This window comes from Gordonia sp. LMA167 (assembly GCF_058130025.1).
In genome coordinates, this window is record NZ_CM176708.1 from 5,325,292 (window position 1) to 5,350,198 (window position 24,907).

Below are 24,907 nucleotides of genomic sequence, written 5' to 3' on the forward strand. Positions count from 1 at the left end.
ATGAGCACACCGACCATCGACCCCCACAGGATCGGCGATGCGGTCGACGAGGTGATCGCGGCCGCAGTGTCGGGTACGCCGAGGGTTCCCGGAGTCGTCGCCGGAGTCACCACCGACAAGGAAATGCTGTCGCTGCGTGCGGGCGGTGTTCGCGCCATCGACGGCGACGACGCCATGACCACCGACAGCATCTTCGCCATCTTCTCCACCACCAAGGCCATCACCGCGACCGTGGCACTCCAGCTCGTCGAGGACGGGCGGCTCGACCTCGATGCGCCGGCCGCGGAGTACGCGCCGCGCCTGGGCAACGTGGCAGTGATCGACGGTTTCGATGGTGCCGGCAACCCACGCCTGCGGGCGCCGAAGACTCCGGTCACGACCCGTCACCTCCTCACCCACACAGCCGGTTTCGGGTACGACTTCTTCAACGAGACCTACCTTCGCCTCACCCGTGACCACGGCGTGCCCGGGATCATCACCGCCACCCGGGAGTCGCTGGCAACACCGCTGCTCTTCGATCCGGGCACCGAGTGGTGCTACGGCAGCAACATCGACTGGGCCGGGCTGGTCGTCGAAGGCATCACCGGCAAGCGCCTCGGCGAGGTGATGTCCGAACGGGTGTTCTCGCCGCTCGGGATGTCCGACACGTCGTTCACCCTCACCGGCGAGATGACCGGTCGCCGCGCCGTCATGCACCATCGGCGCGAGGACGGTTCACTGTCCGCCAATCACAAGTGGGCGCTGCCGGAGGATCCCGAGGTGCACATGGGCGGCCACGGCCTCTACTCGACGGTGCGCGACTACCTGACCTTCATGCGGATGTGGCTCAACGACGGCCTGTCCGATGGCGGCGACCAGATCCTGCGGCCCGACACGATCGCCGACGCCGAGCAGAATCACATCGGTGACCTGCGGGTGACGATGCTGCCCGGGGTGATTCCGGCACTGTCTAACGATGCCGAATTCTTCCCCGGCATGCCCAAGTCCTGGGCGTTGAGTTTCATGATCAACGACGACGACGCCCCGACCGGCCGACCAGCTGGTTCACTCGCCTGGGCGGGTCTGGCAAATCTCTACTACTGGATCGATCGCAGGACCAAGATCGGCGGATTCTGGGCCACTCAGATCTTCCCTTTCGCCGACCCGACCTCGGTGGGTGGGTACCTGGACTTCGAGACGGCCGTATATCGGGCGGTGACGACCTGAAGACACACGGAACCTGAGATCGCCATCCGCACGTCCGGCAATTCCGGATTCATCTCATCAAATGTGCTTCGCGTCTCACAGTGAGACGGATATGACCTGACTCACACTGTTGTATCAAAGGCGCTCCAGCCAAGCAGGCCGGCACCGCGCCGGCCTTCTCACGAGGAGGCCACATTGAGCAGGCAGAGCTTGACCAAAGCACATGCAAAGATCACCGAATTGTCGTGGGAACCCACCTTTGCCACACCGGCCACACGATTCGGGACCGACTACACGTTTGAGAAGGCCCCGAAGAAGGATCCGCTCAAACAGATCATGCGGTCCTACTTCCCGATGGAGGAGGAGAAGGACAACCGCGTCTACGGCGCGATGGACGGCGCCATCCGCGGCAACATGTTCCGCCAGGTCCAGGAGCGGTGGCTGGAATGGCAGAAGTTGTTCCTGTCGATCATCCCGTTCCCGGAGATCTCGGCCGCTCGCGCGATGCCCATGGCCATCGATGCGGTGCCCAACCCGGAGATCCACAACGGGCTCGCCGTACAGATGATCGACGAGGTTCGTCATTCGACGATCCAGATGAACCTCAAGAAGCTGTACATGAACAACTACATCGACCCGGCAGGCTTCGACATCACCGAGAAGGCATTCGCCAACAACTACGCGGGCACCATCGGCCGACAGTTCGGTGAAGGATTCATCACCGGCGACGCGATCACCGCGGCGAACATCTATCTCACCGTCGTCGCCGAGACCGCGTTCACCAACACCCTGTTCGTCGCGATGCCCGACGAGGCCGCGGCGAACGGTGATTATCTGCTGCCCACGGTGTTCCACTCGGTACAGTCCGACGAGTCGCGGCACATCTCCAACGGCTACTCCATCCTGCTGATGGCGTTGGCTGACGAGCGCAATCGTCCACTGCTGGAACGTGATCTGCGGTACGCGTGGTGGAACAACCACTGCGTCGTCGACGCGGCGATCGGCACCTTCATCGAGTACGGCACCAAGGACCGTCGTAAGGACCGGGAGAGCTACGCGGAGATGTGGCGGCGGTGGATCTATGACGACTACTACCGCAGTTACCTTCTGCCGCTGGAAAAGTACGGTCTGACCATCCCGCACGATCTCGTCGAGGAAGCCTGGAACCGGATCGTCAACAAGCATTACGTGCACGAGGTGGCACGGTTCTTCGCCACCGGTTGGCCGGTCAACTACTGGCGCATCGACGCCATGACCGACAAGGACTTCGAGTGGTTCGAGGAGAAGTACCCCGGCTGGTACAACAAGTTCGGCAAGTGGTGGGAGAACTACAACCGTCTCGCCTACCCCGGCCGCAACAAGCCGATCGCCTTCGAGGACGTGGGTTATGAGTACCCGCACCGGTGCTGGACGTGCATGGTCCCGGCCCTCATCCGCGAGGACATGGTGGTCGAGAAGGTCGACGGACAGTGGCGCACCTACTGCTCGGAGACCTGCTATTGGACCGACGCGGTCGCGTTCCGGGCCGAGTACGAAGGCCGCGAGACCCCGAACATGGGTCGGCTCACCGGTTTCCGTGAATGGGAGACGCTGCATCACGGCAAGGATCTCGCTGACATCATCACCGATCTCGGCTATGTCCGCGACGACGGCAAGACGCTGATCCCGCAGCCACACCTGGATCTCGATCCGAAGAAGATGTGGACGCTCGACGATGTGCGCGGCAATGTCTTCCAGAGTCCGAACGTGCTGCTGAACGAGATGTCGGATGTTGACCGCGAAGCCCATGTCGCGGCCTATCGCGCCAATCCCAACGGGGCCGTCCCCGCCTGAGGGAGATCCGGTCGGGTGGTCTCGATACGCCACTCACTCCGTTCGCGGCTACTCGACCAGCGGAAAAGGGCCGGGTAGGCCAACCGCTGGTCGAGTAGGACCGAACCGCCAGGCGAGGACCGCATCGAGACCACCACCCCAGGGGTCTCGAAAAGCCACTCACTCCGTTCGCGGCTACTCGACCAGCGGAGAAGGGTCGGATACCCAACCGCCGGTCGAGTAGGACCGAACCGCCAGGCGAGGACCGTATCGAGACCACCACCCCAGGGGTCTCGATACGCCACTCACTCCGTTCGCGGCTACTCGACCAGCGGAAAAGGGTCGACCACCACCCAACCGCCGGCCGTATCGAGACCACCCCGCCACACCCGCTGTCTCGCTACGCCACTCGCCAGCGGAAAGCCGGCGGTTCATGCACAGACAGGAGTTCCCGTGGCAGACAACCACCGCATCAACTTCGAGCCCGTCGACATCGAGATGGAGGTCGGCGAGAACGAGACCATCCTCGACGCCGCCTTCCGTCAGGGCATCCACCTGATGCACGGTTGCCGCGAGGGCCAATGCTCGGCCTGCAAGTCGTTCGTCCTCGACGGCGACATCCAGATGGACGACTACTCGACCTTCGCCTGCAACGACGCGGAGACCGAGGAAGGCTATGTCCTGCTGTGCCGCTCGTATGCCTACAGCGACTGCGAGATCGAGCTGCTCAACTTCGACGAGGACGAGTTGCTCGGCGGCGCTCCGATCCAGGACGTCACGACCCGGATCAGCGCCATCGAACACGTGACCCGCGACATCGTGTCCCTACGACTCGATGTCGTGGAACCGGAGGTATTCGAGTTCAAGGCCGGTCAGTATGTCGACCTGCAGGTGCCCGGCACCGACCACACGCGTTCGTTCTCGCTGGCCACCACGCAGGCACATCCGGACAAACTGGAGTTCCTGATCAAGCAGTATCCCGGCGGGCTGTTCGCCGGCCTGCTCGACGGGGGGTTGGCGGCCGGCGACGAGATCTGTCTCACCGGGCCATTCGGCTCGTTCACCATCAAGGACGGTCATGTGCTGCCGATCGTGGCCATCGGTGGCGGTGCAGGCATGGCGCCGGTCCTCTCCCTGCTCCGGCATGCGAGTGAGACCGGACTGCGTCGACCGGTGCACTTCTACTACGGCGCCCGCACACCCGCCGATCTCTTCTATCTCGACGAGATCATCTCCCTCGGAGCCACACTCGACGACTTCCGCTTCACCGCATGCCTGTCGGAATCCGCCGACGACGCCCCGGACGGCGTGACGGTCGAGACGGGCAACGTCACCGACATCGTTTCTCGATGCGAACCCGACCTGGCCAGAACGGAGGTGTACTTCTGCGGGCCGCCACCGATGGTGGACGCCGCCCTCGCCCTTGCCGATCAGGCCGGGGTACCCAAAGACCAGATCTTCTTCGACAAGTTCTCCAGCCCCGCGTTCGAACAACCGGCCGTCTGACCGGCGAACGCAAGACGACAGGAACGAAAGGTATGTCCGCACCAGCAGAGCCGCGGGAGCGTAGCTTCCCCTCCATCGAATTCACCGACGCCGAGGCCGGCGCCAAGGAATTCCCGAGTTCCAAGAGCCGCAAGTACAGCTACTACACGCCTGCGAAGAAGCGCGCGACGATGTACGAGGACGTCACGGTCGACGTGCAGCCGGATCCCGAGCGGCACCTCACCCAGGGATGGATCTACGGATTCGGTGACGGCCCCGGTGGCTATCCGCAGGAGTGGACTGCCGCCCAGTCCAGCAACTGGCATGCCTTCCTCGATCCGAACGAGGAATGGGAACAGACCATCTACCGCAACAACTCCGCGGTGGTGCATCAGGTGGACCTGTGTCTCCAGAACGCCAAACGCGCACGGGCATACGATAACTGGAACTCCTCCTGGCTCAAATTCATCGAACGCAACCTGGGCGCCTGGATGCACGCCGAGAGCGGGATGGGCCTGCACGTGTTCACCTCGATCCAACGCTCTGCGCCCACCAACATGATCAACAATGCGGTGGCGGTCAGTGCGGCGCACAAACTGCGGTTCGCACAGGACCTGGCGCTGTTCAACCTCGACCTGTCCGAGGCCGAGGACGGATTCGACGGCTCTGCACACAAGGAGGTCTGGCAGTCGGCCCCGGAGTGGCAGGCCACTCGGGAGGCCGTCGAGAGGCTCACCGCGATCGGCGACTGGTGCCAGCTGCTGTTCGCCACCAACATCGTGTTCGAACAGCTCGTCGGATCATTGTTCCGGTCGGAACTGGTGATGCAGGTGGCCGCCCGCAACGGCGACTACATCACCCCGACGATCGTCGGTACCGGTGAATACGACTATTCCCGTGACCTCAACTACTCGCGCGCTCTGTTCCAGATGCTCGCGCGCGACGAGACGTTCGGCGAGCAGAACAAGGCTTTGTTCGCGGAGTGGATGTCGGAGTGGGTGCCCCGTTGCCTGGATGCCGCCCGGTCACTGCAGCCCATCTGGTCGCAGCCGGCCGACAAGAGCGTCACCTTCGCCGCCAGCCTCGAGCACGCCACGACGAAGTTCCGCGACGTGCTCGCCTCCATCGAAGTCGAAACCCCCAAGGAGTTGGACCAGTGAGCACAATGCAATTCGGAGCCGACACGGAGTTCTCCAACATGTGCGGTGTCACGCTCATGAACACGCCGATCGGTCGCGTCGTGGCGAATGTGATGGGCGCCAAGGAAGGGATCAGCCTCACCGAGTACCCGTCGATGATCCGCGTGGACGGGGTCAACAGGCTCGACTTCGACTACGACGAACTGACCGACGCCCTCGGTCAGGACTTCGACGGCTCGATCTTCGAGGAGATCAGCTCGACCCACTACGGGCGCATGGTGCACCTCGATGACCGCACGATCCTGTTCGCCAGCCCCGAGGACGCGGCCGAGTTCATCGGTTTCGATCTCACCGCTTCGTCGTAACAGCTTCGCCGCCCGAGGGTTGACTCCCCACACCCTCGGGCGGTGGACCCGACCGGCCACCCCCGCCCACAGCTTCAGCCCCAGCCCCAGCCCACCGAGAGATAGCGAGCGAACCGATGTACGAGAAGAACGGCGAGAAGTACTTCATCGTCGATGGCCATGTCCACCTGTGGGACGGCCGGGAATCCAACCAGCGCAACATACACGGCAAGCAGTTCATCGACTGCTTCTACGACTACCACAAGAACCTGAGCCCCGAGGAGCAGGTGTGGGACTACGACACCTACTGCTATTACGGCGCGGACCGGTTGATGAACGACCTGTTCGTGGACGGCCCGGTCGATCACGCGATCTTCCAGGCCACCATCCTGCGCGAGTTCTACGTCAACGGATTCGCCCAGGTCGACGATTCGCTCAAGCTGGCCCAGGACAACCCGGACAGATTGACCTACAACCACGCCTACGATCCGCGTGACGGCGAAGAGGGCCTCAAGCAGCTGCGCCGGGACGCCGACGCCATGCAGTTGCAGGGCGTCAAGCTCTACACCGCCGAATGGCACGGCGATTCGCGGGGTTACAAACTGGACGACCCGTGGTCGAGGCGCTACCTCGAGGAGTGCATCGACCTGGATATCAAGAACATTCACGTACACAAGGGACCGACCATCCGGCCTTTGGATCGCGACGCCTTCGACGTCGCCGACGTCGACAAGGTGGCCACCGACTATCTCGACCTGAACTTCATCATCGAGCACGTCGGCCTGCCTCGCCTGGAGGATTTCTGCTGGATCGCCACGCAGGAGTCCAACGTGTACGGCGGTCTCGCCGTGGCGATCCCGTTCATCCACACCCGCCCCCGGTACTTCGCCCAGATCATCGGGGAGCTGCTGTACTGGATCGGCGAGGACAAGATCCTCTTCGCATCCGACTACGCACTCTGGACGCCACAGTGGCTCGTCGAACGGTTCGTCGACTTCCAGATCCCCGAGGACATGACCGAGTACGCCCCGATCACCGTCGAGCAGAAGAAGAAGATCCTGGGCCTCAACGCGGCCGCGCTGTATCCCAACATCAAGGTGCCCAGCGAGCTCCAGATCCCCACGGATGCGGCCGATCCCGGCGTGGAGGTGGCGGCCGGCGCCAAGGATGCGGTGACGGCATGACCGCCCTGGCCACCGGCAGCCCGACGTCGACGGCACCGGTCGTCGACGCGATCCTCGCGGCACTCGGCACCGTCCTCGATCCCGAACTCGACGAGCCGATCACCGATCTGAACTTCGTGCGATCGGTCGTGATCGACGATGAGGGCGTCACGGTGCACCTGCGGTTGCCGACCTCGTTCTGCTCGCCCAACTTCGCCTACCTGATGGCATCGGATGCCCAGGACGCGCTGCACCATGTCGACGACATCGGTTTCGTGCGGGTGCTTCTCGACGATCATCACGACAGCGACAAGATCAACACCGGTCTGGCCGCGGAGTCCGGGTATGTCGGAACGTTCGGTGTCGAGGCCGACGACAGTCTCGACGAACTGCGCACGATCTTCGTCCGCAAGGCGCATACCGCGGCGATGGAGCGCTGCATCTCCGATCTGCTCGCGCGCGGTGAGATCACGATGGAGTCGATCGGGCATCTGACGCTGCGCGATCTGCCCCCCGGGGCGAAAAAGGGGGCGCTGCTGCGCCGCCGGGCCAACGCGGGTCTGAGTCTGTGCCCCAACAGCCTCGTCCTGGTCGACGAGGACGGGCAGCCCGTACCGGCCGACGACGTCGCGCTGGCATTCCGATTCGCGCGGTCGGTGCGGATCTCGATCGAGGGCAACGGGCATTTCTGCCGCGGATTGCTCGCCACCCGCTACGCCGACGACGCCGACTGCGACGGCCGCAGCGGGCCCGTCATCACCAACCTCCGATCCGAGGAGAACCCATCATGAAGGCCGTCCAGGTCATCGGCTACCACGACAAGCTGCAGCTCAACGACATTCCCGACCCGCAGATCACCGGTCCCCTCGACGTCATCGTGAAGATCGGCGGCGCCGGTGTGTGCCGGACCGATCTGCACATCCTCGAAGGCCAGTGGGCGGAGAAGAGCGGCGTGGCACTGCCATACACGATCGGCCACGAGAATGCCGGCTGGGTACACGCCATCGGTGACGCGGTCACCAATGTCGCGGTCGGCGACACCGTGATCCTGCATCCGCTCATCACCTGCGGACTCTGCCACGCATGCCGCGACGGCGACGACGTGCATTGCGAGAACAGTGATTTCCCCGGCATCGACACCGACGGCGGCTACGCCGAGTATCTCAAGACGACGGCTCGCAGCGTCGTGCGGATCGACGAGTCGCTGCAGCCATCAGACGTCGCGGCACTCGCCGATGCCGGTCTGACCGCCTATCATGCCGCCGCGAAGGTGGCGCGGATGACCAGGCCCGGGGACACCTGTGTCGTCATCGGTGCAGGAGGGTTGGGCCACATCGGCATTCAGGTCCTCAACGCCATCTCCGGGGTCACCATCGTGGTCGTCGACCGCAACCCCGCGGCCGTCGAGCTCGCCATCGAGGTGGGGGCGCAGCACGGCATCGTCGCCGACGGCTACCACGTGGACAAGGTCCTCGAGCTCACCGAGGGCAAGGGCGCGGAGGCGGTGCTGGACTTCGTCGGCGAGGGCGGGGCCACGGCCGAAGGCGTCGCGATGCTGCGCCGGGCGGGCAACTACTTCGTCGTCGGCTACGGCGAGAACATCGACGTCCCCACCATCGACATCATCTCCACCGAGATCAATTTCATCGGCAATCTGGTCGGGTCCTACAACGACCTCACTGAGCTGATGACCCTGGCCGCCCAGGGCAAGGTCGCGCTACACACGACCAAGTACGCCCTCGACGACTACCAGCAGGCCATCGACGACCTCGACGCCGGCCGCGTGCGCGGGCGGGCCATCCTCGTTCCCTGATACCTGCCCCGACGTCCAGAGCAATAGACACCACAGCAATAGACACCACAGCAGCAGACACCCACGAAAGGTAGATGACAATGGCCAAAGAGTTGCGCTACAACGCCGAAGCGCGGCTACGGCTGGAACGGGGCGTCAACGCCCTGGCAGACGCAGTCAAGGTGACCCTCGGCCCGAAAGGCCGAAACGCCGTCCTGGAGAAGCTGACCGGTCCCCCCACGATCACCAACGACGGTGTCACCATCGCCCGCGAGATCCAGTTGCGGGATCCGTTCGCCAACATGGGTGCACAGCTGGTCAAAGAGGTCGCCATGAAGACCAACGGCGTGGTCGGCGACGGCACCACCACCGCGACCGTGCTCGCGCAGGCGATGGTTCGTGAAGGCCTACGCGCAGTCGAACAAGGCGCCAACCCGATGCGGGTGCGTCGCGGCATCGAGCGCGCCGTCGCGACCGTCATCGAAGCGCTCGAGGGTCAGGCCGTCCAGATCGGCGGCAGGGCCGACCTGGAACGGATCGCGAGCCTGGCCGCCAGCGACGACGACGCCATCGGATCGGTGATCGCGGGCGCTGTCGAGTATGTGGGCAAGAACGGAGTGATCACCACCGAGGAGAGCGACACGCTCGGACTCGGGGTCGAGGTCGTCGACGGGATCGAGTTCGACCACGGCTACATCTCCGGGTACATGGTCACCAACCCGGAACGGATGGAAGCGGTTCTGGAGTCCCCCGTCATCCTGCTGACCAACAAGAAGATCACCGCGGTGCAGGAGATCATGCCGGCCGTCGAGACGGCCAAGCGTGCCGACCGGCCGCTGCTCGTTCTCGCCGAGGACGTCGACGGCCCCGCGCTCCAGCTGTTGGTGGGCGGCAACATGCACAAGACGATGCAGTCGGTCGTGGTCCGTGCCCCCGGATTCGGTCACCGCCGGATCGCCGAACTCGAAGATCTCGCGGTCGCCCTCGGTGGACACGTGATCGCCAAGGACACCGGTATCGAGCTGTCCGAGGTGTCGCTCGAACACCTCGGCACCTGTGACCGGGTCACCATCACCGAGGACGAGACCACCATCGTCGGAGCGCACGGCAGCCAGGAACTCGTCGACGCCCGCGTGACCCATCTCGAGGCGCAACTGGGTCGCGCACGCATCGATGCCGATCGCGACAGCCTGGAGCTGCGGATCGCCCGGTTGACCGGGCGGGTGGCGGTCATCCGGGTCGGCGGCTTCACCAGCGTCGAGCTGAAGGAGCGCATGCTCCGGGTCGAGGACGCGCTGGCCGCCACACGGGCGGCGGTGGAGGCAGGCATCGTCTCGGGCGGCGGGACGGCGTTGGCGCAGGCCCATCGCGCCCTCGACTCTCTCGAGGCCACCGGCGACGAGTCGGTCGGCATCGATGTCGTGCGACGCTCGCTGGCCGAACCGCTGTTCTGGATCGCAACCAACGCCGGCTTCGACGGCGAGGAGGTGGTGAAGGTGGTGACCGGCCTCCCGATCGGCCACGGCTTCAATGCCTTGACCGGCGGATACGGGGATATGTTCGACGAGGGCGTCATCGATCCGTGCAAGGTCACCCGGGCCGCCCTGGAGAGTGCGGCGTCGATCGCCGCATTGTTGATCACCACCGAGACCGCCGTCGTCGAAGAGGTGCTCACCCACCCCGGCGCCATCGAGGCCCCGGGCTTCGGCGACCTGGCCGAGGGCATGGTGCGCCCCTCGAACATCTACTGACGCGCCCCGAGCTGGGCCGGCCGCGATCCGAACGACATGTTCGCGGCGTTGATCGCGGCCGGCCCTCCCCACCATCACCGTCCAGCCACCCCATTCCGGGGCCCACCGAGTCGGCTAGACTCGGACCGATGTGAGATCCACATCACAGAGGAGTTCGTTTTCTGTGAGATCGCAGCCCGCCTCCCAGACCGAAACGCCCATCGAGGTCGCCGCCGCGCGTGAACGCTTCCTGACCGACGACAACATCTCCGGCGGAGTACGTGACAGCATCTCCACCTCGTGGCGTCGGTCCCGCGCGTTCAATGTGCACGCCGACCGCCTGGAGCTGCCGTTCGTCCGAGAACCCAATCTGGAGAGTCCACTCGTCTCGGCCGCGCGACCCATCATCCGGCAATTGGCCGACGACCTGTCCGCGGAACCGGTGAGCATCATCCTCACCTCCGCGGACGGCGTGGTCCTGTCGCGTGCGACCGCGCACCGCCCGCTCAACCAGATGCTCGACCAGGTGAGCCTGGCGCCCGGCTACAGCTACAGCGAGGAGCACGCGGGGACCAACGGCATCGGTACGGCCCTGGAGAACCGGCAGGCCACCCTCGTGCGGGGTTCCGAGCACTACGCCGGGTGCCTTGCGCAGTTGTCGTGTGCCGGTGTGCCGATCGTGCATCCCGTGTCCGGCGCCGTGGTCGGCGCCCTCGACCTCACCGGACTGGCCGACGACGGCGGTCCGTTGCTGCTGACCCTCGCGAAGTCGGCGACCGCTCAGATCGAGCAACGCATGCTGTCACAGGCCAGCGAACGCGAATCGCGACTCCTCAACGCCTACCTCGCCACCTGCCGACGCGCACCTCAGATGATGGTGCTCGCCATCGCCGGTGACGTCGTGTTGATGAATCAACGCCTACGACTCGCAGTTGACCCGCAGGACCAGATCTCGCTGCTCGAGCATGCGGTCGACCAGACGCTCGACACGACGTCATCGCGCGGGGTGACGACGATGGCGAGCGGGCGGGTCGCCCGGCTGTCCCCGGTGCCCGAGTACTGGGACGAGCGTGCCGGGATGGCGGTGTTCCATGTCCACCTCGTCGAGACCGGTGAGCGACCGGTGCCGCGATCGTCGACACGCCGCCCCGGAGCCACCCTTACGGGCCTGGTCGGCCGGAGTTCGTCGTGGCAACAATGCTGCGACCACGTCGTCCGGTACGTCGGTGCCGGCGAGTGGATCGCGGTGTCCGGCGAGTCCGGGTCCGGGCGCCTCACCGTGCTCCGCGCCAGCGCTGCACTCGCGCACGGCAATCCCCGGGTGTTCTCCGCGAAGGACCTCCTCCTCCCCGCCTCGCTCGACGCACTGGCCGGCGAACTCGAACGTGACGACTTCAGCGTCATCCTCAGCGATGTCGACGCACTCGAAGGACCGTCCCTCGCGCACATCGCGAGCATGTTCCAGGGGCGCGAAAGCGCCGGTTGGGTGGGCATCACCGTCGGCGACACCGCCGCCGCGTCGCAGGACACCGACGCCGCAGCGACCGTGCTGCCGTTCTTCACCCACACCGTGTCGATCCCGCCGCTGCGGCACCGCATCGAGGATCTGCAGGATCTGATCCCGATGCTCCTGCGACAGTTGACGCGGGGTCGCGAACTGACTGTGTCCGCCGAGGCGCTGCGGCAGCTCAGCAAGTACAGCTGGCCCGGTAACGTCGCCCAACTCCGCCAGGTCCTGCGGGAGGTCGTCACCCATCAGCGGTCGGGTGTCATCGACGTCCATCAGCTGCCGCCGTCGGTCCGGTCGCTGAGTCGGCACAAGCTGACCCGTATCGAGGCGCTCGAACGTGACGCCATCATCCGCAGCCTCGAGGAGAACGGCAACAACAAGGCCACGGCAGCAGCCGCGCTCGGCATCTCGCGTGCCACCATCTACCGCAAGATCAAGGAATTCGGCATCGACGTCTGACCTTCTCCCGTCACCCGGTCACGCTCTGCGGTAGGGGTTTTCTCCATTCGCTGATGCGGACACCGATGCGGTCATGGCGCGACCCCGACCACCTGACGTCGAGCCCGGACCGCCGTAGGGTTGCGACGATCTGCTCCCCCAACAACGTCTCTGTGCTCTCGTAGACGGCGTGCTCGGCGTCCGTGTCGCCCGCCGACATCGCGTCGAGCAAGGCCTCCGGCACCGTTGGATGCGGCCGGAATGCGCTGTACCCGAGATAGAGAACAGGATCGTCGTCGGCGAGCCGTTCGGCGTCCTGCTCGTGAAAGAACACATACGCCCACTCCCGGAACCCATACCAGTCATCCTGGTCCGGTTCAGGTGTGCGTTCGCGATCGATGTCCCTTGTCGCGCAACGGGTGCAACACGAGTAGTTCATCAATGCGAGCACGCCGTCGGTGACGAGTTCGTCGAACGCCGCCCGGAGCCTGCCGTAGTCGCCGCCGTCGCTCCATGTGCGTTCGGACTCGCGGCGCGCCCACCACATCCGCCGGACCTCGGCGACGGCCTCCACGGCCGGTTCCCCGGCATCCTCGGCCCAGTCGCGTGCATCCGACTCGATGTCGGCGAGTTCGGTGAAACCCGGGATCAGCCGCGCCGCGACCAGGCCCCGCAGGTCCACCAGATGCTCGTCACGCATGGATGCCCCCACTTCTCCGCCCTTCACTCATCGCGTCTGATCGAATATCGGACATGGTCATTGGACGTCGGCGCGGTCGAATCGGTTCCACGATGACGGCAGTTCGTCCGTTCGGATGACACAGCTGCCGCACGGGGCTTCGCGTAGTCTCTCGAACGTGCGATTCACCGAGGAACGAACATCGCTGGCGGCCGCGGCGCATCGACTGGCGCACGCCGGGATGACCCACGGCACGGGCGGCAACCTCTCCATCCGGGTCGGCGAATCGGTCGTCCTCACACCGTCGGGCTGTCAGCTCGGCGATGTCACACCCGACCAGATGGTCGTCGTCGATCTCGACGGAGTGGTCATCGAGGACACCGAGCACCGACCGACCTCGGAACTACGCATCCATCTCGACGTCTACCGCCACACCCCGGCCGGTGCGGTGGCTCACGCCCACCCGATCGCATCGATCGCGGTGGCCAACATCGTCGACGAACTCCCGGTCGTGCACTACACCGCCGCATTGATCGGGGGTTCGATCCGGGTGGCACCGTACGCGGTCTTCGGCAGCAATGACCTCGGTGACGGCGTGGCGGCGGCCCTCACCGAGCGCACCGCGGCACTGATGCGCAACCACGGTTCCGTTGCCTACGGCGACAACCTCGACATGGCCTGCGACCGTATCGAACTCGTCGACTGGCTGGCCGAGGTCTATCTGCGTTCGGCCGCCGTTGCGCCGCCCGCGACCCTGAGTTCCGACGACGTCACCGAGGTCGTCGCCACCGCACTCCGACGTCACTACACACCGTTCCCCGGGAGGAAAGCATGAGGGTCGCCACCTTCGGCGCGCACGTACTCGATGTGCTCGCCCAACCCGTCGACGAGATCCCCGACGGACAGGGCGCCGCGCTCGTGCAGAACATCCGGATGTCGGCAGCCGGACCGGCCGGTGGAACCGCGATCGCCCTGGCCAAACTCGGCGTCGAGGTCTACACCGTCGGTGCCATCGGGGCCGACGATCCGGGCGATGTGCTGACCACCATGTTGAACCGCCACGGCGTCAACACCGACCACCTCGTGACCGTCGATCAACCGACCTCGATGAGCATGCTGCCGATCCGCAGCAACGGCGACCGCCCGGCTCTGCACCTACCCGGCGCAAACCTCGCGTATCCGCTCGGGCACGCTCCGCTGGAACTGCTGACCGGCGTCGATCATGTCCACGTCGGCGCTCCCGAGCTCCTCAATCCACCGGAACTCGCACCGCTGCTCGCCGACATCAGGGCCGCCGGAACCACCGTATCGGCGGACATCCTCGCCGACGGCGACCCCGGTCTGCTCACCTGGATCGAACCCGTTCTGCCGCATCTGGATTACCTGCTGCCCAACGATGATCAGGTGCGGGGGTTCACCGGCGAGCGCGACCTCGTCGCCGCATGCCGGCGCCTGATCGACCTCGGTGCGGTCTGCGTCGCGGTCACCGCCGGCGCGGACGGCGCCCACGTCGTGACGTCCGAGAACGCCGAACATGCTGCGGCACAAGCTGTCACCGTCGTCGACACGAGTGGTTGCGGCGACTCGTTCTCGGCCGGGTTCCTCGCGGCTCGCGGACACGACCTCGACCTGCTCGAGTCCGCCGAGATCGGCTGCGCGGTCGCCGGAATCGTCGCGACCGGACTCGGCAGCGATCACGGCGACTTCACCTGGTCGTCGGTCGCGAACTGACGCCCCCGGGGCATCCCACGACGATCGGCCGATCGGCCCCCCAGATTTCTGGATGGAGAATTCCCCGGGTCATCGGGATGGGAAATGTTCTGCGTCCAGACGAATCTCTGATGCATGAACTCACCAACGCACACGATCACCCGGATCAACCCATCCTCCTGGAACGCGCAGTTCCGGTTCGACCACGCCCAACTGCGGCCGGCACCGCGCGAGATCCTCACCATCGCCGGTCAGGCATCCGTCGGCGACGACGGCACCGTCCTGCACGAAGGTGATGTCGCAGCCCAACTCTCGCTCGCGATGCACCACGTCGAGGAGATCTTGTCGGCCGCGTCGATGACCCTCGCCGACGTACACATGCTCACCGTCTACGCCACCGAGGTACCGGCCACGCTCGCCGCCTACGAAGCCCTGACCGAACGCCTCGATGCGCAGGGCGCCACGCCGCCTGCGGCGGTCATCGGCGTCGCCGCGCTGGCCTTACCCGGCCTCGCCGTCGAGATCACCGCGCAGGCCGGTCGCTGATCTGCACGGTGCACGTCGCCGTGAGCGGTCTCGATACGCCCCTCGCCTGGCGGCTCGTGGCTACTCGACCCACGGGGGGCCGCAGCCTCACCCAACCGCTGATCGAGTAGGCACCGAGCTCGCGAGGAGCCGTATCGAGATCACCGAAGCCCGAACTCACTGATCACCAACACATCTCATAAACCCAAGGAGAAACCATGTCCATCACCACCCCCGAAGAACACATCCCCCCGACCATCGCTGCCACCGACACCCTCGCCGCCATCGTCGACGGTCCCGTCCTGACCCCCGGCGACGCCGCCTATGCCGACGAACTGGCGGGCTTCAATGCTGCGAGCGCGCCGAATCCGGCGATCGTCGTCGGAGCCACATCGGCCGACGACGTCGCCGCCGCCGTCCGTCACGCCCGGGCACACGGGCTGCGCATCGGTGTGCGGGCCACCGGTCACGGACCGGTCATCGAGGGTGCGGGCTACCTCACCGTCACCACCTCCCGGATGACCGATATCCAGGTGGACCCGGTCGCCCGGACCGCACGGATCGGGGCCGGTGTGCGCTGGCGTGACGTCATCGCCGCAACCGCACCGCACGGATTGACCGGGCTGGTCGGCTCCTCGTCGTCGGTCGGTGTCGTCGGCTACACGCTGGGCGGTGGACTCAGTCCGCTGGCCCGCGAGTTCGGTTTTGCCGCCGACCGCGTGCGTCGCATCGAGGTGGTGACCGCCGACGGCACGATTCGAACGGTCGACGCCGGTGCGGGCTCTGATCTGTTCTGGGCCCTGCTCGGGGGCCGTGACGGCTGCGGCATCGTCACGGCGATCGAGTTCGAGCTGATCCCGCTCGTCACCCTCTACGGGGGCGGGATATTCTTCGCCGGCTCGGCGGCCGAGCAGGTGTTGCACGCCTGGCGGCGGTGGGCCCCGACGCTCCCCGAGTCGGCGGGGACCTCGGCGGCGGTGCTGCGTCTCCCGCCCGACCCGCAACTCCCGCCGCCGCTGCAGGGCCAGATCGCGGTGCACGTCCGGTTCACCTATACCGGCGATCCCGCCGTCGGCGCGCAGCTGCTGGCACCGATGATGTCCGCCGGCCCGATCCTGTTGCAGAACGTCGACGTGCTGCCGGTCGCGGCGCTTGACGCCGTCCACATGGACCCGCCCGGGCCGATGCCGAGCATCGAGCGGGGCTGCGCCTTGCGGGAGCTGCCGGCCGAGGCCATCGACGCGCTGCTCACCGTGGCCGGGCCGCAGGTGCCGAGTCCGCTGGCCATCGTCGAGATCCGACTGTTGGGCGGCAGGATCGCTGCGCCGCAAGGGGTCCCCAACTCCGTGGCCGGTCGCCACGCAGCCTTCGGGGTTCTCGCGATCGCCGTCCCCGCAGGACCGCTCGCCGATCAGGCGGCTTCCGATGTCGCAGCCGTGCACCGTGCGGTCACACCATGGGCGCATGGCGGCCTGCTGAACTTCGCCGGCCACATGCCCGCGGACGAACTGGCGGGCCTGTGGTCTGCGGCCGACGCGGCACAGCTGGCCGCGATCCGCGGCCGCCACGACCCGACCGGGATGTTCGCGCGACAGGCCTGACAGATACCGATCACGGCGACCGGCCGGACGCACCCGCGTCCGGCCGGTCGTTCGATCAGCGTCCCCACATTTCTGGGATAGACAGATGACCTGCGAAAACGGAGAATCTTCTCATGACGACGAGTCTGACCGCGGATCGGGTGCGCAGTGACGTCGATGTGCTCGCCCACGCCGGGCTCGGCGTCGGCGACTTCCTCGGCGAGGCCATCGGATCACTCATCCGGGCGGTACCCCACGCCGCCGCCTGTATGGCCACCGTCGACCCCAACACCCTGCTCATCACCAGCACCCGAAAATACGGAAATCTCCTCGGCCGCAACCAGCACGACGACGAGTGGGGACTGCGCGAGTACGGAACCGTCGAGTCCTCGTCGTTCCGGCAACTCGCGATGGCCGGCGTCGATGCGGTCGGCATGCACGAGTTGACGGCTGGTCGGACTCAGGAGTCGCCGCGAATGCATGAGTTCATGCGGCCGCACTACGACTTCACCGATGAGGCACGGCTACTCATGCGCGACGGCGCGCAGGTCTGGGGCGGCATCGCCTTCTTCCGCGAGGTCGGCGAGCGACCCTTCACCCCGGACGAGGTGGAATTCCTTCGAACTCTGTCCCAACCGCTTGCCCTCGGTGTCCGCACCGGTCTGCTCGCCAGCATCGTCGCCGAACCGCAGTCAGCGCCCTCGGGTCCATGTGTGCTGATCGTCGACAGCCAGAATCACATGGTCCAGATGAGTGCCGGCGCCGAGGAGCGGGTCGACGACCTTCTCTCCGGCGCCAACAGCGGGGCAGCGTCATCGGTGATCACCGCGCTGGTCGGGGCGGCCCGACGGTACGGTCGTGGGGAAACCGACGTTCCGCCGCGACTGCGCGTCCGGGGGGCATCGGGAATGTGGCTCGTGGTGCACGCCTCCCCGCTGTCGAATGCCGATGGCCGGGTCGGCGAGGTGGTGGTGACCATCGAGGAGGCACGGCCGCCGGAGATCGTTCCCCTGGTGGTGGCCGCCTTCGGCCTCACCGCCCGCGAACGCGACGTCACCCAGATGGTGTTGCAGGGGGTCGCGACCAAGGACATCGCGTCGACGCTGCACGTCTCCGCCTACACGGTTCAGGACCACCTCAAGTCGATCTTCGACAAGGCCGGTGTACGCAGCCGACGCGAGCTGATCGCCCGGGTGTACTTCGATCAGTACGCGCCGCGGATGAACGATCAGCTCTTGCCGTCGGGGGCATACGTCACCACGGAGTCCTGAGCAGGCGATCGGCGCCTACCGCACCATCCGCACGGCCAACTCTCCGTAAGCACGCGCGAGCGCAACGGGGTCGCGGTGGGTCCGTGACGGGAACCAACGGCACACGTCGACGCACAACGACGAGAGCGCCAGGACGGCGTCGTCGGCGGCCGTCACCGTGAATTCCCCGGACGCCACACCTTGACGCACGATCACCGCGAGCACGTCGGAGGTCTCACGACGGATTGCGGTGATCGTCCGATAATGCTCGCGGGTCAGGCCGTGCAGTTCGTACTGAACCACCTTCGCGAGCTCATGCTGTTCGGCCTGCCAGCGGGTGAATTCGCCGATGACAACCCGCAGTCGGTCACTCGCGGACAGCGATTCATCGTCGACCTCCCGTAACGCGGCGAGCACACCACGGTGCCCTTCGAGGGCGATCGCGTAGAGCAGTTCCTCTTTCGAGCGATAGTGCGGATACATGGCGGCCGCACTCATGTTGAGCCGCTTGGCGATCTGCCGTGTGGAGGTGCCGCCGTAACCGACCTCGGCGAACGAGGCGATCGCCGCCCTGCGGATTCGCTCCGCCGCCACCGAGTCGCCGTTCTTCGGCCCAGCCACCGACGCTCACCCCGCCTTCCTGATCTCGACATCTTGACCTGATCGCACTGTACGATGCATCATAAGCGAGCGCTTAGATTATGAGCGAATGCTTAGGTGACGAAGGAGTCCGATGGCCACCCCACTCTCCCGACGCGATCTCGAGTTCCTCCTGTACGAGTGGCTCGACGTCGAAGAGCTGACCAAGCGCGAACGTTTCGGTGAGCATTCCCGCGAGACGTTCGACGCGGTCCTCGAGCTGAGCGAGGATCTCGCCACCAAACGGTTCGCGCCGTTCAACAAGCTCGGCGACCAGAACGAACCGTTCGTGGGCGAGGACGGGAAGGTCGTCTTGCCGGCGGAGATCGAGGCCGGCATCTCCGAGTTCGTCAAGGCCGGATTGATGGCCGGCTCGTTCGACGAATCGGTCGGCGGGATGCAGCTGCCGACCGTGATCAGCCGGGCGTCGAGTGCGTGGTTCCAGGCGGCGAACGCCGCGATGTCGTCCTACACCTTCCTCACCGTCGGCAACGCGAATCTGCTCACCGAGTACGGCACCCCAGAGCAGATCGACACGTGGGTACGCCCGATGGTCGAGGGACGCTACTTCGGGACGATGTGCCTGTCCGAACCCCAGGCCGGTTCGTCACTGGCCGACATCACGACCAAGGCAGAACCGCAGTCCGACGGCACCTACCGGATCACGGGCACCAAGATGTGGATCTCGGCGGGCGAGCACGAGCTGTCAGAGAACATCGTTCACCTGGTGCTTGCGAAGGCACCAGGCGGAGGGCCCGGCGTCAAGGGCATCTCGTTGTTCATCGTGCCCAAGTATCTCGCCGACGGCACCCGCAACGACGTCGCGCTCGTCGGCCTCAACCACAAGATGGGCAACCGGGCGACCACCAATACATTGCTCAACTTCGGCGACGGAACACACCTGGACGGCGGCGCCGTCGGCTATCTCGTCGGCGAAGAGCATCGCGGCCTGAGTTACATGTTCCACATGATGAACGAGGCGCGTATCGGCGTCGGATTCCTCGCCACCTCGCTGGGCTATGCGGGTTACCTGGCCTCTCTCGAGTACGCCAAGGTCCGCACGCAGGGCCGACCTGTCGACCAGAAGGATCCGGCCGCCAAGCCGATCCCGATCATCGAACACGCCGACGTCAAGCGAATGCTGTTGGCGCAGAAGTCCTATGTGGAAGGCGCACTGGCGCTCGGCCTGTACTGCAGCAAGCTCGTCGACATCGAGTCGACGAGCACCGGTGACGACCGCGATCGCGCGACCCTGCTGCTCGACGTCCTGACCCCGATCGCCAAGAGTTGGCCGTCGCAGTGGTGCCTGGAGGCCAACAGTCTCGCCATCCAGGTCCACGGCGGTTACGGCTACACCAAGGAGTTCGATGTCGAGCAGTACTACCGCGACAACCGGCTGAACCCGATCCACGAAGGTACCCACGGGATTCATGGTCTGGATCTGTTGGGCCGCAAGGTCGTGATGCAGGGCGGTGCCGGACTCGCTCTGCTGGCCGAGACCATCGGGGCGACGATCGAGCGGGCCGGCAGCGTGGAAGCCGTCGCAGGTTACGCCGCCGAACTCCGCGCCGCGCTCGAGCAGCTGGTCGCAACAACCGCCGCCGCATGGTCCACCGGCGATCCGGCGGTGGCGCTGGCCAACGCCACCGCCTACCTCGAGGCCGCCGGACACATCGTCATGGCGTGGCTCTGGCTCGAGCAAGTGCTCGCGGCAGATGAGAAGACCGGTGACTTCTATGACGGCAAGCGTGCTGCGGCACAATACTTCTTCCGCTACGAGTTGCCGAAGACAGCCGCTGCGCTGAACCTGGTCGCCGCCCTCGACCGGACCACCGTGGATGCCGATCCCGCCTGGTTCTGACGCACCCTGATCCCTACCCGCCGGTGTGATCAATCCGGTTCCGACACAAGGAGACACACATGCCCGTGATGGACCTGTTCGACCTATCCGACAAAGTCGTCGTCGTCACCGGCGCGTCCTCCGGACTCGGGGTCGCCTTCGCCAAGGGCTTCGCCGAGGCCGGCGCCGACATCGTGCTCGCCGCACGTCGCGCCGATCGCCTCGCCGAAACCGCGGCGATGGTGGAGGCGCTGGGCCGCAAGGCCCTGTCGGTTCCGGCCGATGTCGCCGACCCCGACCAGTGCCAGGCGGTCATCGACGCGGCCATGGAGACGTTCGGTCGCGTCGACGTGCTGATCAACAATGCCGGCGTCGGCACAGCCGTCCCCGCGACCCGCGAGACACCCGATCAGTTCCGCTCGGTGATCGACATCAACCTCAACGGGTCGTATTGGATGGCCCAGGCGTGTGGACGCGTGATGCAGCCGGGCAGCGCGGTCATCAACATCTCCAGCGTCCTCGGCATCACCACCGCCGGACTGCCGCAGGCCGCGTACGCGTCGAGCAAGGCCGGCGTCATCGGTCTCACCCGGGATCTCGCCCAGCAGTGGGGCACACGCAAGGGAATCCGCGTCAACGCCATCGCGCCGGGGTTCTTCGAGAGCGAGATGACCGACACCTACCACGACGGCTACCTCGAATCCCAGCTGCCGCGGGTCGTACTCGGGCGAATGGGCAAGGGCGAGGAACTGGCCGCCACCGCGATCTGGCTGGCATCGCCGGCATCTGGCTACGTGACCGGTCAGACCGTCGCGGTCGACGGTGGTGTGACGGTCACTTAAGTATCCGTCAAACGACAGACGTCAGATCTCGAATCCAGCAGGAGCACTGTGCGATACGTTGCTGTCGGCGACAGTTTCACCGAAGGCGTCGGAGATGAACCGGACGGTGTCACTCCGCGCGGATGGGCCGATCTGGTCGCCGAAGGACTGGCCGCCCACCACGGGGGCATCGAGTATGCCAACCTCGCCATCCGCGGCCGGTTGCTCGCGTCGATCGCCACCGAGCAGATCGACGCCGCATTGTCTCTCGATCCCCTGCCGACACTGCTGACCTTCAACGGCGGAGGCAACGACATGCTTCGCCCCGGAAGCGATCTCACACAACTGATCGAACTCACCCGCAGCGCGGTACGACGCTGCCGGGACGCGGGGATCGAGGTCGTGCTGCTGGCCGGCGCGGACCCCTCGGCAGGTCTGCCGTTCAGCGACGCCATCCGGGGTCGCGGCGAATTCCTCACCACGCAGGTGAGCGCCCTGGCCGTCGAGGAGTCCGTGCGGTTCGTCAATGTGTTCGGCGACAGTGAGATCCGTCAGCCGGTCTACTGGTCCGATGATCGTCTGCATCTCAACCCGACCGGCCATCGGCGGGTCGCGGCCCACATCCTCCGGGCGCTGGGAGTCGAGACGGCCACGATGCCGCAGCGACCCGAGGACCCGGTCGGCGGACGACGGTGGGCGGGCGACCTACGGTTCGCCCGTGCCCACCTGGCACCGTGGGTGATCCGCCGTCTACGCGGCCGGTCGTCGGGTGACGACCGCGCCGCGAAGCACCCCGCGTGGGTCCCGGTTCCCGCCACGATGAGCCAGGCGTCGCCGGAGGCGCCGTAGCCTCTGCCACTGGTCTTCACCGCCGCCGTCGATCACGGCGACACCCGCGCCTGCGCGAAGTCGGCGGGCGCCGGCCGGCCCGCACCCTAAACTGGTCGGCAATGGATGCCTCGCCGCCGATACTCCGTGAACCCCTCCACCAGGTCGATCCTCGCGCCCTGACCATGTGGCGGATGACACCGCTCCTGCCGGCCATCCCGCTGCTGGCGGTCGCCGTCGTCCTCGCCTGGATGGTCGACACAATCCGTTGGCCTGCGCTGGTGGTCGCGGTGCTGACCGTGCTGATCGCCGCCTTCTTCGTCACCGTCGTGCCGGTGTGGAGGTATCGATTTCATCGGTGGGAGGTCACCGAGGACGCTGTCTACACCCAGTCCGGATGGTTCGTGCGGAGCCGGGTGATCATCCCCATCGCCCGCATCCAGGTCGTCGACACCGCGGCGGGACCGATCGAACAGCTGTTGAACCTCGCGACACTGACCGTCACCACCGCATCGTCGGCAGGGACCATCCGGGTCGTCGGGCTCGACGCCGCGAGCGCCCGTCGAGCCGCGGCAGATCTCACCGCACGCACCCAGGCACACTCCGATGACGCGACCTGAGCAGCCCCTCCCGCCCGGCGGCCGCCCACCGGTCGCCGATGCACTCGACGACAACCCCGACGAATGGCATCGGCTGTCGCCCTGGATGATCGCGGTCAAGCCGATAGAACAGTTGCCCCAGCTCATCCCGCTGGTCATCGCCATACTCTTCGCCGGACGCGGCGCCCCGAGCCTCAGTATCATCCTCACGGTCGTCGCGGTCCCGCTGGTCACCATCGTGCCGTGGCTGGTCACCCGCTATCAGGTGACCGAGGAACACGTCCGCGTGCGGAGCGGACTGCTCACCCGCAAGGTCGCGACAGCACGGCGCGATCGGATCCGAAGTGTTGACCTGACCGCATCCCTGCCCCATCGGGTGCTGGGTCTGAAGAAGATCCGTATCGGCACCGGCGGCGACAAGGACTCGTCGGTGGTGGAGCTCAACGCCATCACCGCAACTGATGCCGACGCCCTGCACGACCACCTGATGGCGACGGCCGCACGCGTCCGGCGATCGGATGTCAACGCTGCCGGCGCGCACCCACCCTCGACTCCCCCACAGCTGCTCTCGCAGCTTCGACTGTCCTGGTTGCGGTTCGCACCGTTCCAGATGACCGGGTTCGCCGCAGCCGCCGCCGCGGGTGGGCTGGCAGCACAGTTCGCCAATGACGCGGGCTTGTTCGAGCAGGGGGCGACCGCCGCCGAACAGGCCGTCGACCGCGTCCGCGACGTCCCGGTGCCGGTGGTGATCACCGTCGTCGTGCTCGCGGTGCTCGCCGTCGGCGCCCTGTTGTCGGTCGGCGGATACGTGCTGGGGTACTGGAACTTCTCGCTGGCTCGCAACCCGGACGACGGCACCCTACGCATCCGTCGCGGTCTGCTGACCACGAATGCCTCCAGCCTCGACGAGAACCGCATCCGCGGCGTGCACCTCCATCAACCGGTGTTGATGCAGCCGCTGGACGGGGCCCGCCTCCATGCCATCGCCACGGGTTCGTCCAAACATCCACTGCTGTTGCCACCGGCACCGGCCGCCGAGGCCATCCGGGTCGGTCGGCTGGTGACGCACGGCGACGGCGAACTCACCGGACGGTTGCGGCGGCACGGCCACGTGGCACTGGTACGCCGTGTCACCCGCGGATTCTGGTCCGGCCTGGTGGTGGCCGCGATCCTGGCAGCCCTGGTCGCCGGCCCTCTGACCTGGCCGTGGCTGATCCTCGCAGTTCTCGTGGTCCTGATTTCATGCCTCCTCGGCATGGTTCGCTATCACCATCTCGGTCACGACATCACCGACCGGTCGGTGGTCATCGCGCCGCCGCGGATCGCGCGTCACCGGTACGTCCTGGACCGTACGGGCACCGTCGGCTGGGCGTCGCGGGCGTCGATGTTCCAACGTCGCCAGGGCGTGGAGACCGTCATCCTCGCCACCGCCGCGGGATCGGAGGCGTACACCGCCGTCGACCTCGACGAATCCGCCGCCGCCGAACTGATGGCGACCGTGTCGCCGGATCTGCTCGCGCCGTTCCTGACACGCTGACGAACGAGCGAGCGTCCCGGACCGGAGGAACAAGCGAAGCGTCACCACCCCGGTCACGAGGAACAAGCGAAGCGCCACCACCCCGGTCACCAGGAATGAGCGAAGCGCCACCACTCCGGCCCCGATGAACAAGCGAAGCGCCGCCACCCCGGTCGCGAGGAACGAGCGATGCGTCACCAACCCGGTCCCTGAGGAGCCTCGCGAGGAACGAGCGATCGTCACCAACCCGGTCCCTGAGGAGCCTCGCGAGGAACGAGCGATGCGTCACGAAGGGCCCAACGCGTGCGGCCCTCCGCTAGCG

22 protein-coding genes are annotated in these 24,907 nt (G+C 66.2%); 20 read left to right on the forward strand and 2 right to left on the reverse strand.

What is annotated here, in order from left to right:
- The 10 genes from acmB to ACVT6V_RS24315 all read left to right on the forward strand — a co-directional run bounded on the left by acmB (position 1) and on the right by ACVT6V_RS24315 (position 12,619).
- Positions 1-1,206, forward strand: a complete 1,206-nt coding sequence (gene acmB, locus ACVT6V_RS24270; RefSeq protein WP_489896637.1) for a methyl acetate hydrolase AcmB — start codon at positions 1-3, stop codon at positions 1,204-1,206.
- Between the two features lie 174 nt (positions 1,207-1,380).
- A complete protein-coding gene (locus ACVT6V_RS24275) occupies positions 1,381-3,018 on the forward strand; it encodes an aromatic/alkene/methane monooxygenase hydroxylase/oxygenase subunit alpha (protein ID WP_489896638.1) in 1,638 nt (545 codons plus the stop codon).
- Between the two features lie 432 nt (positions 3,019-3,450).
- A complete protein-coding gene (locus ACVT6V_RS24280) occupies positions 3,451-4,503 on the forward strand; it encodes a 2Fe-2S iron-sulfur cluster-binding protein (protein ID WP_489896639.1) in 1,053 nt (350 codons plus the stop codon).
- Between the two features lie 32 nt (positions 4,504-4,535).
- Positions 4,536-5,642 (forward strand): aromatic/alkene monooxygenase hydroxylase subunit beta, encoded by a 1,107-nt coding sequence (locus ACVT6V_RS24285; protein ID WP_489896640.1) that lies wholly within the window; start codon positions 4,536-4,538, stop codon positions 5,640-5,642.
- Positions 5,643-5,647: 5 nt separating this feature from the next.
- Positions 5,648-5,986 (forward strand): propane 2-monooxygenase effector subunit MimD, encoded by a 339-nt coding sequence (mimD, locus tag ACVT6V_RS24290; RefSeq protein WP_489900999.1) that lies wholly within the window; start codon positions 5,648-5,650, stop codon positions 5,984-5,986.
- A 116-nt stretch (positions 5,987-6,102) separates the two neighbouring features.
- Positions 6,103-7,149 (forward strand): amidohydrolase family protein, encoded by a 1,047-nt coding sequence (locus ACVT6V_RS24295; protein WP_489896641.1) that lies wholly within the window; start codon positions 6,103-6,105, stop codon positions 7,147-7,149.
- Positions 7,146-7,919 (forward strand): iron-sulfur cluster assembly protein, encoded by a 774-nt coding sequence (locus ACVT6V_RS24300; protein ID WP_489896642.1) that lies wholly within the window; start codon positions 7,146-7,148, stop codon positions 7,917-7,919. Before ACVT6V_RS24295 ends, ACVT6V_RS24300 begins: the two co-directional genes overlap by 4 nt.
- Entirely contained in the window at positions 7,916-8,941 is a 1,026-nt protein-coding gene (locus ACVT6V_RS24305; RefSeq protein ID WP_489896643.1) for an NAD(P)-dependent alcohol dehydrogenase, read from the forward strand. Before ACVT6V_RS24300 ends, ACVT6V_RS24305 begins: the two co-directional genes overlap by 4 nt.
- Positions 8,942-9,021: 80 nt before the next feature.
- Positions 9,022-10,671: a chaperonin GroEL gene (groL, locus tag ACVT6V_RS24310; protein WP_489896644.1), complete on the forward strand. Its 1,650-nt coding sequence runs from the start codon at positions 9,022-9,024 to the stop codon at positions 10,669-10,671.
- Between the two features lie 163 nt (positions 10,672-10,834).
- Positions 10,835-12,619 carry a sigma-54-dependent Fis family transcriptional regulator gene (locus tag ACVT6V_RS24315; RefSeq protein ID WP_489896645.1) on the forward strand — a complete coding sequence of 595 codons (1,785 nt, stop codon included), beginning with the start codon at positions 10,835-10,837 and terminating at the stop codon, positions 12,617-12,619.
- 10 nt (positions 12,620-12,629) lie between these two features.
- Here ACVT6V_RS24315 and ACVT6V_RS24320 read toward each other — a convergent pair whose 3' ends face one another.
- Positions 12,630-13,298 carry a DUF6891 domain-containing protein gene (locus ACVT6V_RS24320; protein WP_489896646.1) on the reverse strand — a complete coding sequence of 223 codons (669 nt, stop codon included), beginning with the start codon at positions 13,296-13,298 and terminating at the stop codon, positions 12,630-12,632.
- A gap of 157 nt (positions 13,299-13,455) precedes the next feature.
- On the opposite strand from ACVT6V_RS24320, the gene ACVT6V_RS24325 reads away from it, so the two are divergent.
- The 5 genes from ACVT6V_RS24325 (at position 13,456) to ACVT6V_RS24345 (ending at position 18,363) form a co-directional block, all read left to right on the forward strand.
- The gene (locus tag ACVT6V_RS24325) at positions 13,456-14,112 is read left to right on the forward strand and encodes a class II aldolase/adducin family protein (RefSeq protein ID WP_489896647.1); all 657 of its coding nucleotides are present in this window, start codon (positions 13,456-13,458) and stop codon (positions 14,110-14,112) included.
- Positions 14,109-15,008 carry a carbohydrate kinase family protein gene (locus ACVT6V_RS24330; protein WP_489896648.1) on the forward strand — a complete coding sequence of 300 codons (900 nt, stop codon included), beginning with the start codon at positions 14,109-14,111 and terminating at the stop codon, positions 15,006-15,008. The genes ACVT6V_RS24325 and ACVT6V_RS24330 overlap by 4 nt, the downstream gene beginning before the upstream one ends.
- A 114-nt stretch (positions 15,009-15,122) precedes the next feature.
- Entirely contained in the window at positions 15,123-15,533 is a 411-nt protein-coding gene (locus ACVT6V_RS24335) for a RidA family protein (RefSeq protein ID WP_489896649.1), read from the forward strand.
- 197 nt (positions 15,534-15,730) lie between these two features.
- On the forward strand, positions 15,731-17,113 hold the full coding sequence (locus ACVT6V_RS24340; RefSeq protein ID WP_489896650.1) for an FAD-binding oxidoreductase: 1,383 nt from the start codon (positions 15,731-15,733) through the stop codon (positions 17,111-17,113).
- Between the two features lie 113 nt (positions 17,114-17,226).
- Complete coding sequence (locus ACVT6V_RS24345) at positions 17,227-18,363, forward strand: LuxR C-terminal-related transcriptional regulator (RefSeq protein WP_489896651.1); 1,137 nt, start codon at positions 17,227-17,229, stop codon at positions 18,361-18,363.
- Positions 18,364-18,378: 15 nt separating this feature from the next.
- On the opposite strand, the gene ACVT6V_RS24350 is transcribed toward ACVT6V_RS24345, so the two are convergent.
- Complete coding sequence (locus ACVT6V_RS24350; RefSeq protein ID WP_489896652.1) at positions 18,379-18,963, reverse strand: TetR/AcrR family transcriptional regulator; 585 nt, start codon at positions 18,961-18,963, stop codon at positions 18,379-18,381.
- A 112-nt stretch (positions 18,964-19,075) separates the two neighbouring features.
- Here ACVT6V_RS24350 and ACVT6V_RS24355 point away from each other — a divergent pair, with 112 nt between their 5' ends.
- The 5 genes from ACVT6V_RS24355 to ACVT6V_RS24375 all read left to right on the forward strand — a co-directional run bounded on the left by ACVT6V_RS24355 (position 19,076) and on the right by ACVT6V_RS24375 (position 24,606).
- Entirely contained in the window at positions 19,076-20,842 is a 1,767-nt protein-coding gene (locus ACVT6V_RS24355) for an acyl-CoA dehydrogenase (RefSeq protein ID WP_489896653.1), read from the forward strand.
- A gap of 59 nt (positions 20,843-20,901) precedes the next feature.
- Positions 20,902-21,663: an SDR family NAD(P)-dependent oxidoreductase gene (locus ACVT6V_RS24360; protein WP_489896654.1), complete on the forward strand. Its 762-nt coding sequence runs from the start codon at positions 20,902-20,904 to the stop codon at positions 21,661-21,663.
- Positions 21,664-21,711: 48 nt separating this feature from the next.
- On the forward strand, positions 21,712-22,491 hold the full coding sequence (locus tag ACVT6V_RS24365) for an SGNH/GDSL hydrolase family protein (protein ID WP_489896655.1): 780 nt from the start codon (positions 21,712-21,714) through the stop codon (positions 22,489-22,491).
- Positions 22,492-22,664: 173 nt separating this feature from the next.
- A complete protein-coding gene (locus ACVT6V_RS24370) occupies positions 22,665-23,090 on the forward strand; it encodes a PH domain-containing protein (protein WP_489896656.1) in 426 nt (141 codons plus the stop codon).
- Positions 23,077-24,606 (forward strand): PH domain-containing protein, encoded by a 1,530-nt coding sequence (locus tag ACVT6V_RS24375; protein ID WP_489896657.1) that lies wholly within the window; start codon positions 23,077-23,079, stop codon positions 24,604-24,606. The genes ACVT6V_RS24370 and ACVT6V_RS24375 overlap by 14 nt, the downstream gene beginning before the upstream one ends.
- Positions 24,607-24,907: the final 301 nt, after the last annotated feature.